The following is a 13,560-nucleotide window of genomic DNA, read 5'->3' as shown; positions in this document are numbered from 1 at the left end:
TTTTCATCATTTACGGTATATGAGTAGCAGATTTTAATAAGAGGAGGAATAATCAATGAAAGATGAAACGGCAGTATTTCAATGGTTAAAAGAACAGAATGCTCCTTTTGGAATTCAACTGCAAATTTTACAGGCATTTCAATTGTATAAAGTTATTGTTGAAATGGATAAAAAGTTAATGATGTATGAGGAGAGAGAGTATAGGGAGAGAATTTAATCTCGTCCCTGCAGTATTGCTTTAAGCTGTTCTTCATTCTTCTTTAATATTATTTCGTTGTTTGTTTCAATGTTATAAATAAGGTTATGTAGTAAAGGGCTGTATTGATAAAAGGTAGTGATGCGGTGAATGAGTAATGGATCGCGGTGAGAAATAAGTGCACTGTATTGTTCATATACAGATGTAGTAAACTCATGACCGAAATCATAATATAGCCCAGCAAAATCAAAAGCGGGATCGCCAATCTGGGCATCTCCAAAATCGATAACACCTGAAATGGTTTTGTTCAGGTTGTTAAATAAAATGTGATGATGTGTAAAGTCAGCATGAATGATTGTATTTTGAAAGGTAGATTTAGCTATACAGGTAAAGAAATTTTCGAATAAACGATTTAAGGCTGATTTCTGTAATGAAGTAAGATTGTTAGTAAGATATTGATTTAATTTTGTTTGTAGTTCTTTCCAGTAGGTGAGTGTTTTTTCGATAGGGAATCCTATCGTTTCAATACGTTTTAAAGGAATACTATGTAAAGCCGCAAGGAAATGCGCTAATTGTGTAATAAGTGCTTTTAGTTCTTTTTTCCCTAGCGTAGTAACTATTTCTGTTTTTAACGGTTCACCATGAATGAGAGTATAGTAACTACAATGCGGAATAGCATCAACATCATTTTTATATAATAGGTGATAATTTGGAACCTCGATTTCTAGTAGCGAATGAGAGAGAAGAGTGCATAATTCTTTTTCTAACGGAATTCGCTTTGCATATTCCTGTTTTCGCGGGAAACGAAAGAGTAGATCGTCATTTATAATAACCGCTATATTATCCCAGCCTTCTTCATTTTGCTTATATGAATGTATAGAAAGGTCAGGCAGGGCTTGTTTTATATATTGCTTGTAATAGTTCATAGTCACTCCTCATTTCTAATTGAAAGTTAAATTATTCCACTTTATAATATCAGAATCTTCTTTCTTTGTGGTAATCTATAATTATAATTTGAAGGAAGGTTGGTGTGTATTACGAAGAAAAGAATATTAATCATTTCTATATGTATCGCTTTTGGTTTGTTTTGGTCATATAAAGAGACGGTTTTTGCTACCTTTAAACCGATAGATCAGTACGAGTTAAATCAGGAAATAAAGAACAAGGGTATAGAAATTTTAACTGATAAAGAAATGAAAATGATAGGAGAACACTTTGTGACAGCGCAACTATCAGTGTTTGAGTTTGATAATAAAGAAGATGTGAAGATAAAAAGCGAAGAGCTATTTGTAAATAGAGGGCATGAACAATTAATGAAAAATTATTATCCAAATCGTTTTCGGGATTTAGAGTATAAATTTACAAACGAGGAGATACGTGAAGAGACAGGTGAGAGTTTTCGCTATCATGCTGTAGCGTACGTTACTGGTATTGAAAATGGTAAGAAAAGTGAAATGAAATTAAATTATGACATAAAAATTGTAAAGGATAATAATATATTTATGGTGTTAGAACAAAAGCAGTACGTACAATGAAAAATCCCTCAAGGAGAAGAGGGATTTTAAAGATTTTCATTTTGTTGCCCAAGTTCTTTTTGAGCAATGTATAAGTTTCCTTGCTCAACTTGTTTAAGTGTATGAACAGAATCTCCTGCATATCCTTTTTCTGTTTTAACAGTTCTTTTTGAACGATTAGATTCTTGTTTCTTCATATAATATACCGCCTTCCATTAAAAATAAACGAAAATGATGAGTACGAGTAATACGGCTGCGAAAATGGTAATGCCCATTAAAAAAGAAGTGTTTTTATATTTAGGTGGCTTATGTACATCTTGCCGATATCCAGGTGAAATTTCAGGGGCGAATTCTTCATCGAATGATTGTTTCTTTTGTTTTTCGTCCATATGTATCCACCTTTCTTTTTCATTATGTTACACGTTACAAGAAAAAATATGCATAAAGAAAACAGCCGCTATATCATTAGCGGCTGCTTTGCGTTGTATATTTTCTTTGTACTTGAAAGAGACGGATAAGCAGGAAGATTGCTCCAAATGCTAGACCGATAATAAGACCAATCCAATACCCTTTTGCTGCCCAGTCAGTATAAGTTGCTAATATGTAGCCAAGAGGTAGACCTATTACCCAATAAGCGATTAATGTCATAATTAAGGCAACATTTACGTCTTTATAACCACGAAGTGCTCCTTGTACTGGAGTTGCAATCGCATCTGAAATTTGAAATAAAATCGCGAATACAAGAAATTCTTTTGCTAAATGATGGACATTTGCATTTGTCGTATAAATAGAAGCAATTTCATCATCAAAGAAATAGAGAAGGATTGAATATAAAAGAGCGAAAGCAAGGGCTAATCCGATTCCGATAAATCCATATTGTTTCGCATTATTGTATCGTTTCGCTCCAACTTCAAATCCAACGGCTATCGTCATTGCCATTGCTAAACTTAAAGGAGTCATATATAACAAGGAAGCAAAGTTCATAGCTGCTTGATGTGCTGCTATTGTTGTCGTACTAAAATTACTCATCATAAGTGTTACTGCAGCGAAAATACTCGTCTCAAAAAAGATAGCAAATCCGATAGGGACGCCAAGTTTCAGGAATTCCTTCCAGCTCGTAAAGGAAGGGCGGTATAACTGTTTAAAGATATTGAAAGAAGCGAAAGGCTCTTTCGTACGAATAATAATGACGGTAATAATTAAAATACACCAATATGTTGCTGCAGAAGCGATTGCCGCACCAACACCACCGAGTTTTGGAAAGCCAAAGTGACCAAAAATTAATAAGTAATTTAATACTACGTTAATTGGTAATGATAGTAATGTAATAATCATCGTTGTTCGAGTTTTTCCTAATGCATCAATAAATCCACGTAAAACGGTGTAAGTAAATAAAGGGATAATTCCAATCGCGATAATACTTAAAAATTGTGCTGCAATACGTTCCACAGGTTCTTCTAATTGCATGCCATTTAAAATAGGCGAAACAGCGAAGAATCCGATAAGGATAACAACGAAACTAGCACAAATTGCTAAATATACTGCTTGTATGACAACTTGGGGAACATCCTCTTTTTTCTTGGATCCAATGAGTTGTGCAACAATTGGTGTAGTAGCCATTAAAATTCCTGTTAATCCCGTACTAACTGGAATCCATATACTCGTTCCGATAGCAACACCAGCTAAATCAATTGGGCTAGCATGTCCTGACATTGTCGTATCAAAAAAGCTCATCGCAAATAATGACATTTGCGTTACAAAAATCGGGAAAAAGAGTAAGACAAATTGCTTTAATTTTTGTGAGAATGAAGTAGTTTCGTTCATAAAATCCCCTTTCAATGTAAAAAACAAACTCTTACTATCATACAATTTAATCAAAAAATAGAAAAGAAATACGCGTATACAATAAATGAAATCAATAAAAAAAGGATGCACTTTGAAAAGGGATAAGGTATTATGATAAGGTGTGAAAAATTACATATTCGTTATTAAGGAGGCACTACTTGTGGCTGATTGGTTAATTGGATTAATCATGGGTGCTGTTGAAGGGTTAACAGAGTTTCTACCAGTTTCATCAACAGGACATATGATTTTAACAGGTCATTTACTTGGATTCGACGATGAGAGAGCGAAAGTTTTCGAAGTTGTTATTCAGTTGGGATCGATTTTAGCAGTTGTTGTTATATTTTGGAAACGTTTATGGTCATTAGTTGGAATAGGGAAAGTAACTGATGGACCATCTTTAAATTTATTACATATTATTATCGGGATGATTCCTGCCGGCATACTCGGCGTACTATTCCATAGCGCAATTAAAGAAGTTTTATTCGGTCCAGGACCGGTTGTTATTAGCTTAGTAGCTGGTGGTATTTTAATGATTGTTGCTGAGAAGTTTTCAAAACCAAGTACAGCAAGAACTTTAGATGAAATCACATATAAGCAAGCATTTACAATCGGAATGTTCCAATGTTTAGCACTTTGGCCAGGATTTTCTCGTTCTGGGTCTACAATAAGTGGTGGTTTATTAGCTCGCGTTTCGCATACAGCGGCAGCTGAATATACGTTTATTTTAGCAGTTCCAATGATGGTAGCTGCAAGTGGCTTAGATTTAATCAAGAGCTGGGATATATTAAGTGCAGCTGATATACCGTTATTTGCAACTGGATTTATTACAGCATTCGTTGTTGCGATGCTTGCAATTGTTTCATTCTTAAAATTATTAGGTCGTGTAAAACTAACACCGTTCGCTTATTACCGTTTCATTTTAGCTGCGGTATTCTATTTCTTCATTATGTAAGAAAAAATTGTCAGCAATCCCCTATTCTATAGGGGATTTTTTTATAGCGAGAGAAAAATAAAACTTTTACCTTCAATTACTTGTATTTCACTATGTGAAATATGCCATAATGATTTCGTTATAATAACTTTAAGAAAATCGATAGGGTATTTGAGAGGGGCAGTTTAGTGAGTTTTGCAATAGAAATAGTAATTCCGGCACCAATTGATGTTGTGTTTGATTATGTAAATAATGACGAGAAAATAATGGAATGGAGTACCTTTATGGTAGAAAATAGGTATCCTCCAAACGTAGATGTAAAAAATCCTCGTGAAGGTGATAAATATATATCCGTGCAAAAGATGGGGAAGAAAATATATGAATTTGAGGCGGAAATTTTAGAATGTGAAGCACCTTATATCGTGTCAATTGGATGTGACATGAAGCAAGGTTATACAGCCGCAACTTATATGTTAGAAGAAGATGAAGAAGGTACATCGCTTACCTTAATCTTAGAATTTGAACCGAAGAATTTTTTATATAAGGTTATGTATAAGTTGACTGGATGGATGATGCGTACAGTATATATGGGTGAAATGGAACGTTTAGCAGAGTGCGTAGATGCTGCATATTCTCAGGAAAAAGGATTATAATTTTGTTGTAATAAAAAACCTGCCGAAATCGGCAGGTTTTTATTTTACTACTTTTTCAATCATGCTTTCCATTACATGTTCCCAAAGAGAAGTATCATCAGCTAATGTAGAACGGAAATTAGCATACATTTCTTTTTGTTTTTCCTCGAATGTTGGATCTTCTTTTTCAGGCAATGTAGCGCGCATGGAGGTTACTAATTCTTGTACTTTTGGAGCACGTGGTCCAAAGACTGCTTGTTCATTTCCATCTTTATCAATGAAAATAAAGATTGGAATCGCACGTGCTGTTCCGTTTGTTAAGTATTGATCCATTAATTCTAAATTTTCATCACGAATTAATAATCGCATATCGATATTTGCAACTTCAGAAATTCGTTTCATAACAGGTACACATAAAAGAGCGTCGCCGCACCAATCAGCTGTTAATACGATAACACGCCAGCCATCATTTTGACGTTCTTCTAAAACGGGAAGTAATTCATTTGGAATTAAAAAGTTATTGTAAATGTGTAGTAGCTCGTATTGGTTTACTTTCATTTCATTCACATATGTATCAAAGGACATGCCTTTATCAGCCCATTGCTGTAAGTTCATAAGTAACACCTCTTTAGTATGATTTGCTTTCATTGTACCAATTTTTATATAGAAAAGCTTGTATTCTTACTCTTTCTTATCACTTAATAATTTATTTAGTGTGAAAAGGAATAGTGCGACACATAATTCAGCTGTATTTGACATTTGTATGCTCTCTATCCAGTCGTCGGCAGTATGAATGACGAACCAATCTAGTGTAATTTCAATAATGGAGAGAAGAGCAATTGAGAGCCAATTTGGCATGTTTGTCGTCATTGGAGGTAGCAACGCCTTGAAGAAACTGAAGATAAAGAATGTAATACCGTCTAAGAAAGTGATTAATAAAAAAAAGAGAAGTAAAGCAGTACGGGAACTATATTCAATACCTGTAATGTGAAAGATTCCTACATATACAAAAAATATAAATGCAAAAAAGAGGATGAGAGAAAAAACAATAATACTAATGATAATGGTCTTATCTTTTAGACTGAAATTAGAGAACTTGTCTTCCTCGCCCACTATACAACCTCCTTTTTTTGGAAAATCAATTTCATTGTATCATGAAATATATATTAAAAAACTACGAATTATGGGAAAATAAGGTGACAAAAAGTAAGATTTCATGTAAAATTATTAATAAGGTTTTTATTTAACTAAATGAAATAAAAGGGGCTGTCAAAGTTGTCTCAAAATCGAGAGCAATTAATGGAAGAACTATCAACAAATGTTTTTGCTATGTTTCGCACGTTGCGTAATGATATTGGAAAAATATTTGGTGGTTACATACCGTGGAATGAGTTCATCGTCCTTAGAATATTGAATCGTACGAATAAAGAAATGGTATCACGTGTAGCTAATGAGTTAAATGTGTCGAATAGTCATATTACAGCTGTTACAGAAAAATTAATTAATAAAGGCTTTGTAACTCGTTCACGTTCTACATCAGATCGCCGAGTTGTATATTTAGAGATTACAGAACAAGGGAAAGATTTAGTTGCGAAAATGGAAGGTGAGAAAAAGAAATATTTACAAGAAAGATTCTCCGCACTTTCAGAAGACGAAATGAATGTAATGATATCTATTTCTAAAAAACTTATTTAAGTAGTTATAAATAAGAAAACGCTTACTTGATAACGAAGAAGACCTTCCCTATATACGGAAGGTCTTCTTCTGTGTGTAATAGATGATAAAAAATAAAATGTGTATGAAAAAAGATGGAGCGCCATACTACTAATAAAGGAAGGAGGGAGAAATATGACGAATCGTAATGGTAGTCAAGGAAGTGGAAATCAAGGTTCACCAAAATCAGGGCAATTCCAGCAGGAGTTTAGTGCTGAATTTGAAACAGGTAATGATAACAAAGGAAAAGAATATCGTTCGAAAAAAGGAAGCAAGTCAAAAAAGGAGTGAATCATTTCACTCCTTTTTGATTTAGGATGCCGCAGATTGATCCGTATTATATTTTTCTTCTGTTTTGAAACAATCATTGCGCAAATTGCATCGCCGGAAATATTGACCGCATTCTAGACATATCTAGAATGCGGTCAATACCGATAATTAAAGCAATACCTTCTACTGGTAGATTTACTTGATTTAAAACCATCGTAAGCATTACAAGTCCAACACCTGGTACACCAGCAGTACCGATACTAGCTAGTACAGCAGTTAATACGGCCATAGCTAATTGCTGAAATAAGCGAAGAGAGTTAAATTATGTATTTGGAAAATAAAATAGACCATCACATGATGGCCTAGGGAAGGGGACAATTTATGTCAATTTAATTAGGGATGGAAAGCTGTTCAAAGACACTGGGGAATGTCTTATAAATTAGGGAGGAACAGCTCCGATACATATACTATAAAAGATAGATGTGACCTAGATGTGAACATAGAGTGAAAGAGAGAGGGAGTTTTAAATAAAAGATAGAAAGAATAAAAAATAAGACCATCACATGTAGGATGGTCAAGGAAGGGGACAATTTATGTCAATTTAATTAGGGATGGAAGCTATTCAAGACACTGGGGAATGTCTTATAAATTAGGGAGGAATAGCTCCGATACGTATACTATAAAAGGTGGATGTGACCTAGATGTGAACATGGAGTGAAAGAGAGAGGGAGTTTCAAATAAAAGATAGAGTAAACCAAAAAATAAGACCATCATATAAAAGATGGTCAAGGGAAGGGGACAATTTATGTCAATTTAATTAGGGATGGAAAGCTGTTCAAGACACTGGGGAATGTCTTATAAATTAGGGAGGAACAGCTCCGATACGTATACTATAAAAGGTGAATGTGACCTAGATGTGAACATGGAGTGAAAGAGAGAGGGAGTTTCAAATAAAAGATAGAGTAAACCAAAAAATAAGACCATCATATAAAAGATGGTCAAGGGAAGGGGACAATTTATGTCAATTTAATTAGGGATGGAAAGCTGTTCAAGACACTGGGGAATGTCTTATAAATTAGGGAGGAACAGCTCCGATACGTATACTATAAAAGATAGATGTGACCCTCGTGTGAACTTGGAGTGAAAGATATGGGAATTTGAAAAGGGATAAAATAGTTGTTGTAAGAGTTATAGTATAAGTGGAGATATAATAGAGAATATTCTTTCGTAAAACGATAGGAGTCTGAATATAAATAAAAGTTGAAATCTATGAAAAAAAAGATTATGCTCAACTATATTATAAGAATATAAGATTTATCCCGCTACTTGTAGGCTCTTAAAGAGTCTTTATTTATGAGGGGATAAAAGCTTCACTTGATAAAGGGAGTTAGTGATATGGAAGTAGCAAAAAAACAAGGGTTGTATAATCGCTTTATACGATTAAATCCACCACAAATTTTAGCATTAGGCTTTTTTTGTTTAATTGTGGTCGGAGGATTGTTATTAAAGTTACCATTTGCAACGAAAGTACATATTAGTTGGGTAGATGCTTTCTTTACAGCTACGTCGGCAGCGACTGTAACGGGTTTAGGCGTTGTAGATACTGCGAGTACGTTTACGATGTTTGGTGAAATTGTTATTATGTTTTTAATTCAAACAGGTGGTCTCGGCCTTATGACGATAGCCATTTTAATTGTTTGGGTATTAGGGAAAAAAATTGGTTTACGGCATCGATTATTAATTGGAGAAGCATTTAATCAAACAAATATTGGTGGTCTTGTGAAATTAGTAAAACGTGTTTTTATTTTTTCTATTTGTATTGAGCTAATTGGAGTTATCTTTTTATCGATTCGCTTTATTCCAGAGTTTGGTTTTGGAAAAGGTTTATACTATAGTATTTTTCACGTTATTGCGTCATATAATAATGCTGGCTTTGCGCTTTGGCCAGATAATTTAACAAGATATGTAGGAGATCCTATTATTAATATTGGGATTTGTTCTTTAATTGTAATAGGAGGGTTAGGGTTTACGGTATTAATTGATATATGGTATAGCCGTAGTTTCCGAAAATTATCGCTTCACTCCAAAATCATGATTATTGGAACGATAGTACTTAACATTATTGCGATGATTGTGATTTTTGTATTGGAATATAATAATGTGAAGACTTTGGGAAACTTATCTTTAAATGAAAAGTTATGGGCTTCGTTCTTCCAAGGAATTACACCTCGTACAGCCGGTTTTAACACGGTAGATTATGGGGGGATGGAAGAGTCATCGATACTATTTACGATGGTATTAATGTTTATTGGTGCGGGAAGTGTATCGACAGGCGGTGGAATTAAGTTAACGACATTTGTTATTTTAATTACATCAGTTCTTTCTTTCTTTAGAAAGAAAGAGGACTTTGTTTTATTTCAGCGTACGATTAAAATGTCGACAGTAACGAGAGCGTTAGCAATTGTCGTTGCTAGTCAAATACTTATTTTTACAGCGGTATTTGTATTAATGCTTACAGAAGATTTCAGTTTTATTCAGTTATTATTTGAGACAATTTCAGCGTTTGGCACAGTAGGGTTAACAATGGGGATTACTGCGAAGCTATCGGCGTTTGGAAAATGTATTATTATGTTTGTTATGTTTTGTGGATTAATCGGACCGTTAACACTTGTGTTCTCTTTGGCACGACCAGCGAAACAAAAAATTAAATATCCATCAGAAGATGTATTTACAGGATAAGGTATCCCGCATAAAGCGAGATACCTTTTTCTTTTTAAAAAAGAGAGAACAATAAGCCAATAAGCGCCACCCGGAATAAAATCGCAATGAGTGCAGCGATACCACCCACAATGGCAGCGATACCACCAGTTACAGTAGCCCCGCGATTATAAGCGTAAATACCGAGTAAAACAGACACAAGACCAAATAGTGTTGGGAATGTGAAGAGTGATAATATAGATAAGGCAAGAGCGATAAAACCAGCAGTCGATCCAGCTGCAGATGATCTTACATCATCGTTATCTTTATCATCATAATCAATACGCTGTGGTGCAACTTCAGCTGCGTATTCTTCTTTATAGTCACTATAATCACTATCTATTCGATCTCTTTTTTTATATTCATCAAATTTCTCAGTCAAAGTAAGGACTCCTTTCATAACAAGGTTCAATAGTAGTATGTTTCTCTTTACTGTTTTTATCCGAACGTGTACAGGGAGTAATATCCAATTGGAAAATGAAAAATGTTTTTTCAAAATAGGAAAACTTAGTATGACTTCCTCTATTTTGGAAAGTATAAAAAAGAATAATGAGGAAAGGGTGTAGTACATAATGGAACATCCAATTGAAAATTTAATGAAAACAGCAATGACAAATTTAAAAGAGATGGTAGATGTAAATACGATTGTTGGAAGTCCGGTTTCAACAGCTGATGGAAATGTAGTATTAACAGTGTCTCAAGTGGCTTTTGGTTTTGGAGCTGGTGGAAGTGACTTTAAAGGGGATTTTATTTCTGAAAAACATAATGGCGGACAAGGGCAGCATAAAGAGAACAAGCAAGGGCATCCATTTGGAGGCGGAAGTGGGGCTGGGGTTTCCATTAGCCCAGTGGCTTTTTTAGTAGTTGGTTCTAACGGTGTGCAAGTATTGCATCTCAATAGTAGTACACATTTAATTGAAAAAGCTTTAAATACTGTACCAAGCACTGTAGATAGATTTGTAAATGGTCGCCACAAGTGAACTTGCATTTTTTAGGAATTATGATATATTAGAAAAAGTGCGCTTTAGGATGATCGAAATAATTGAACTGTAAATATATATGATGTGTGGAATAAGGGAGAGGAATTTATGATTAATATCAAAAACTTAGTAGTTGGCTTATTTATGTTAGTAAGCGGTTTTGTTGTATATGTAATAAAAGAAAAAGCTCCATTCTAAAACAGACAAACCGTTAATGTCTGTTTTTAATTTGTAAAAAATGTTGACAAGTTATTGTATTGGTGTTAAAATTTTAATTCGTGTCTCGGTTAAAGCTAGTGTAAAGTAAATAAATCTTATGAATATAATACGAAAAGTTTGCGAAAGATCGGGTAGTCTTACCAACAACTTTTGTGAACAAACCCTATAAATTGTATATGTAAGCTTTATATGTATACTAGTGAATCAAGGAGCGGTCAGTGGAACCGTAATGATGAGAGAGAGGTAGGGCTTTCATCCAGTATATGTTACTTTCCCGTTAGGTGAATATAAAAAAGAGGGCTCCTTTTCAAAAGGAGCCCTCTTTCTATAGATAAATTGAAACTATAATTAGTGGGACCATTCCCTTTAAATGTTAGCTCACAAATAATGTGATAAAAATGATTAAGCGCGGTTTTCAACTTGTTGACAAATTTCATCTGTTGTTAAACCATGTGCTGTAATTACAGAACCTTTTATCGATGTATCTGCAATGCCCATTATATTAGAATCTTGCCCAGTTACAACACAACAATCACAACCTTGTGCATCACTTTCAGAGTTAAGTGAAACGACTTCATGCCCTTGTTGCTGAAGAGCTTGTTGAACATCAGTTAAAGAATTCTCAACACCAATTCTAGCCATAATTTTCACCTCCTACCATCTAGTTGCTAGTATGCTCAAGTTCATAGCATATATTTATGAAAAGATGGTAGGAAGAGAATATTTGTTTAGTCGTTATATACACCAGTAAGCATTTGACTTACGAATTGATCGTTTAAAGTATCTTGGGCGGAAGAAGCATTTGAATGAATGTCGATTGAAGCTGTATAGTTGTTATGTTTCTTGCTATGTGGTTCTACTTCAACGTAATTATCGAATTTACAAAAACCTTTCGTATCCATTAAATCAAATAGTTGAAGCATTTCTACTACCTCTTGTCTCGTTCCTTTAATTTGTACACACGCCATATTGATTTCCTCCTTCATTTTGACAAATTGTTTTTTAAAAATAGGATTATGATTACGAAATGAAAAATATGAATGTTATTTTTAGACAGCGTTATTTTTATTATTTTCCCCCTTTTTCAGCAAAAGTCGTTGTATATTCCCGAATTTATAAAAACGGACGTCCGTTTATTGAATACAATAGATTCGTATCAATTGACAAAAATCCTTCTTTTAAACAAATATTTTTTTTAGTGGAAATTGGCGAAAAAAATTTTTTGACTTTTTGTAAACGTTAACAATGTTGTTAAATCAGTATAAATAAAGATGTACGTACGATTAAAAATTAAAAATTTTCTAAAAATTTACTTGATTTATTTAGAAAGGAGAGTAAACTAGGAAACAATAAAAAACTCATAGAACATAGGGGGCGCTTTCCAGTGAACGAGCAATGGATTTTCTTAAATGGAGAATTTGTTCCAAAAGATGAAGCAAAAGTTTCAGTATATGATCATGGCTACTTATATGGCGATGGAGTGTTCGAAGGGATTAGGGTGTATAGCGGTAATGTTTTCCGTTTGAGAGAACATCTTGTCCGGTTATATGAATCAGCGAAATCCATCATGTTAGAAATTCCATATACGTTAGAAGAAGCAACGAAAATCGTTGTTGAAACGATTCGACAAAACAAACTATCTAATGGATATATCCGCCTCGTTGTATCAAGAGGACCTGGGAATTTGGGATTAGATCCCGATTCTTGTACGAAACCCAATGTAGTAGTAATTGCAGAGCAATTATCTTTATTCCCACAAGAATATTATGAAATAGGGATTCCGATTATAACGGTTGCAACGCGTCGCAATCGCCCAGATGTTTTGTCGCCTCAAGTAAAATCTTTAAATTACTTAAATAATATTTTAGTTCGTATTGAGGCGAAACTAGCTGGAGTACAAGAGGCACTTATGTTAAATGACCAAGGATACGTAGCTGAAGGCTCTGGAGATAACGTATTTATTGTGAAGGGAAATAAATTAATTACACCACCAAGTTCTGCTGGAGCGTTAGAAGGTATTACGCGAAACGCGATTTTAGAAATCGGTGAAAAACTTGGATATGACGTAAGAGAAGAATTATTTACAAGGCACGATGTATATGTAGCTGATGAAGTGTTTTTAACAGGAACAGCTGCTGAAGTAATTGCTGTTACGACAGTAGATGGAAGAACGATTGGTTTAGGTCGAACAGGGCCACATACGAATCGTTTATTAGAAGAATTCCGTAAATTAGTTGTAGAAGATGGAGAGAAAATTTACGAAGAAAATAAAGTTGGATAATAGCTCTTTATGACATGATAAAGCGTTGATAGGGAGGAGTAGTTGACTGTGAAGCCTCACAGAGAGTCGGTGGTTGCTGGAAACCGATGGTTCACGTCGACGAACATCACCCTTGAGTGCTAAGCTGAAGCGTTTGTTTAGGCTTAGACGGTAGCTCCGTTATTAGCTAGACTCGTATCCCGAGTCACTGAGGCAAGAGTAATCTTGCAAAGAAGGGTGGTA

At 34.4% G+C, this 13,560-nt stretch carries 20 protein-coding genes, 1 pseudogene and 1 other annotated feature (1 of these 22 running past the window's edge); of the genes and pseudogenes, 11 read left to right on the top strand and 10 right to left on the bottom strand.

The annotated features are described in order from the left end of the window. Nucleotides 1-55 precede the first annotated feature (55 nt). Complete coding sequence (locus QCI75_RS19990; RefSeq protein WP_002126244.1) at nt 56-217, top strand: hypothetical protein; 162 nt, start codon at nt 56-58, stop codon at nt 215-217. Here QCI75_RS19990 and QCI75_RS19985 read toward each other — a convergent pair. Continuing rightward, nucleotides 214-1,122 (bottom strand): aminoglycoside phosphotransferase family protein, encoded by a 909-nt coding sequence (locus QCI75_RS19985; protein WP_144508062.1) that lies wholly within the window; start codon nt 1,120-1,122, stop codon nt 214-216. The genes QCI75_RS19990 and QCI75_RS19985 overlap by 4 nt on opposite strands. A gap of 99 nt (nt 1,123-1,221) precedes the next feature. Here QCI75_RS19985 and QCI75_RS19980 point away from each other — a divergent pair, with 99 nt between their 5' ends. Continuing rightward, nucleotides 1,222-1,731, top strand: a complete 510-nt coding sequence (locus QCI75_RS19980) for a biotin transporter BioY (RefSeq protein WP_144508060.1) — start codon at nt 1,222-1,224, stop codon at nt 1,729-1,731. Nucleotides 1,732-1,757: 26 nt separating this feature from the next. On the opposite strand, the gene QCI75_RS19975 is transcribed toward QCI75_RS19980, so the two are convergent. The 3 genes from QCI75_RS19975 to QCI75_RS19965 form a co-directional block, all read right to left on the bottom strand. After that, nucleotides 1,758-1,907, bottom strand: coding sequence for a hypothetical protein (locus tag QCI75_RS19975; RefSeq protein ID WP_002149552.1), 150 nt, complete (start codon nt 1,905-1,907; stop codon nt 1,758-1,760). Nucleotides 1,908-1,925: 18 nt separating this feature from the next. Next, on the bottom strand, nt 1,926-2,099 hold the full coding sequence (locus QCI75_RS19970) for a hypothetical protein (RefSeq protein ID WP_000343684.1): 174 nt from the start codon (nt 2,097-2,099) through the stop codon (nt 1,926-1,928). A gap of 76 nt (nt 2,100-2,175) precedes the next feature. Beyond that, complete coding sequence (locus QCI75_RS19965; protein WP_353761061.1) at nt 2,176-3,534, bottom strand: MATE family efflux transporter; 1,359 nt, start codon at nt 3,532-3,534, stop codon at nt 2,176-2,178. A 181-nt stretch (nt 3,535-3,715) separates the two neighbouring features. Between QCI75_RS19965 and uppP the strand changes: the two genes are divergently transcribed. Both uppP and QCI75_RS19955 read left to right on the top strand, forming a co-directional pair. Further along, entirely contained in the window at nt 3,716-4,507 is a 792-nt protein-coding gene (uppP, locus tag QCI75_RS19960; protein ID WP_002201211.1) for a bacitracin resistance undecaprenyl-diphosphatase, read from the top strand. A gap of 167 nt (nt 4,508-4,674) precedes the next feature. Further along, nucleotides 4,675-5,139, top strand: coding sequence for an SRPBCC family protein (locus QCI75_RS19955; RefSeq protein WP_144508056.1), 465 nt, complete (start codon nt 4,675-4,677; stop codon nt 5,137-5,139). A gap of 39 nt (nt 5,140-5,178) precedes the next feature. Here the strand turns inward: QCI75_RS19955 and QCI75_RS19950 are convergent, their stop codons facing one another. Both QCI75_RS19950 and QCI75_RS19945 read right to left on the bottom strand, forming a co-directional pair. Then, entirely contained in the window at nt 5,179-5,766 is a 588-nt protein-coding gene (locus QCI75_RS19950) for a thioredoxin family protein (protein WP_144508054.1), read from the bottom strand. A 33-nt stretch (nt 5,767-5,799) separates the two neighbouring features. Beyond that, entirely contained in the window at nt 5,800-6,231 is a 432-nt protein-coding gene (locus QCI75_RS19945) for a regulatory YrvL family protein (RefSeq protein ID WP_144508052.1), read from the bottom strand. A 162-nt stretch (nt 6,232-6,393) separates the two neighbouring features. On the opposite strand from QCI75_RS19945, the gene QCI75_RS19940 reads away from it, so the two are divergent. Beyond that, on the top strand, nt 6,394-6,813 hold the full coding sequence (locus QCI75_RS19940; protein WP_000081440.1) for a MarR family winged helix-turn-helix transcriptional regulator: 420 nt from the start codon (nt 6,394-6,396) through the stop codon (nt 6,811-6,813). Between the two features lie 153 nt (nt 6,814-6,966). Then, nucleotides 6,967-7,122 carry a hypothetical protein gene (locus QCI75_RS19935; RefSeq protein ID WP_002149538.1) on the top strand — a complete coding sequence of 52 codons (156 nt, stop codon included), beginning with the start codon at nt 6,967-6,969 and terminating at the stop codon, nt 7,120-7,122. A 21-nt stretch (nt 7,123-7,143) separates the two neighbouring features. Here QCI75_RS19935 and QCI75_RS19930 read toward each other — a convergent pair. Then, a pseudogene (locus tag QCI75_RS19930) lies at nt 7,144-7,399 on the bottom strand (dicarboxylate/amino acid:cation symporter); the annotation flags it as partial. Between the two features lie 1,097 nt (nt 7,400-8,496). On the opposite strand from QCI75_RS19930, the gene QCI75_RS19925 reads away from it, so the two are divergent. Then, nucleotides 8,497-9,840: a TrkH family potassium uptake protein gene (locus QCI75_RS19925; protein WP_144508050.1), complete on the top strand. Its 1,344-nt coding sequence runs from the start codon at nt 8,497-8,499 to the stop codon at nt 9,838-9,840. Nucleotides 9,841-9,874: 34 nt separating this feature from the next. On the opposite strand, the gene QCI75_RS19920 is transcribed toward QCI75_RS19925, so the two are convergent. Next, nucleotides 9,875-10,240 carry an imidazole glycerol phosphate synthase gene (locus tag QCI75_RS19920; protein WP_144508048.1) on the bottom strand — a complete coding sequence of 122 codons (366 nt, stop codon included), beginning with the start codon at nt 10,238-10,240 and terminating at the stop codon, nt 9,875-9,877. A gap of 190 nt (nt 10,241-10,430) precedes the next feature. Between QCI75_RS19920 and ytfJ the strand changes: the two genes are divergently transcribed. Together ytfJ and QCI75_RS19910 are read left to right on the top strand one after the other, a co-directional pair. Further along, a complete protein-coding gene (gene ytfJ / locus QCI75_RS19915) occupies nt 10,431-10,838 on the top strand; it encodes a GerW family sporulation protein (protein ID WP_144508046.1) in 408 nt (135 codons plus the stop codon). A gap of 108 nt (nt 10,839-10,946) precedes the next feature. After that, entirely contained in the window at nt 10,947-11,036 is a 90-nt protein-coding gene (locus QCI75_RS19910) for a hypothetical protein (RefSeq protein WP_000608227.1), read from the top strand. A 423-nt stretch (nt 11,037-11,459) separates the two neighbouring features. Here QCI75_RS19910 and QCI75_RS19905 read toward each other — a convergent pair whose 3' ends face one another. Then, nucleotides 11,460-11,699, bottom strand: a complete 240-nt coding sequence (locus tag QCI75_RS19905) for a YkuS family protein (protein ID WP_000101008.1) — start codon at nt 11,697-11,699, stop codon at nt 11,460-11,462. Nucleotides 11,700-11,785: 86 nt separating this feature from the next. Beyond that, on the bottom strand, nt 11,786-12,025 hold the full coding sequence (locus QCI75_RS19900) for a DUF3911 family protein (protein ID WP_144507183.1): 240 nt from the start codon (nt 12,023-12,025) through the stop codon (nt 11,786-11,788). A gap of 59 nt (nt 12,026-12,084) precedes the next feature. On the opposite strand from QCI75_RS19900, the gene QCI75_RS19895 reads away from it, so the two are divergent. Next, on the top strand, nt 12,085-12,300 hold the full coding sequence (locus QCI75_RS19895; protein WP_044739212.1) for a hypothetical protein: 216 nt from the start codon (nt 12,085-12,087) through the stop codon (nt 12,298-12,300). A 141-nt stretch (nt 12,301-12,441) separates the two neighbouring features. After that, nucleotides 12,442-13,338, top strand: a complete 897-nt coding sequence (gene ilvE, locus QCI75_RS19890) for a branched-chain-amino-acid transaminase (protein ID WP_144507184.1) — start codon at nt 12,442-12,444, stop codon at nt 13,336-13,338. A 16-nt stretch (nt 13,339-13,354) separates the two neighbouring features. Beyond that, nucleotides 13,355-13,560, top strand: a binding site (T-box leader); it runs 23 nt beyond the window's last position.

This window comes from Bacillus cereus group sp. RP43, from assembly GCF_040459645.1.
GTDB lineage: Bacteria > Bacillota > Bacilli > Bacillales > Bacillaceae_G > Bacillus_A > Bacillus_A mycoides_C.
The sequence above is the reverse complement of the archived record's forward strand: the minus strand, read 5'-3'. Positions and strand labels throughout refer to the sequence as shown.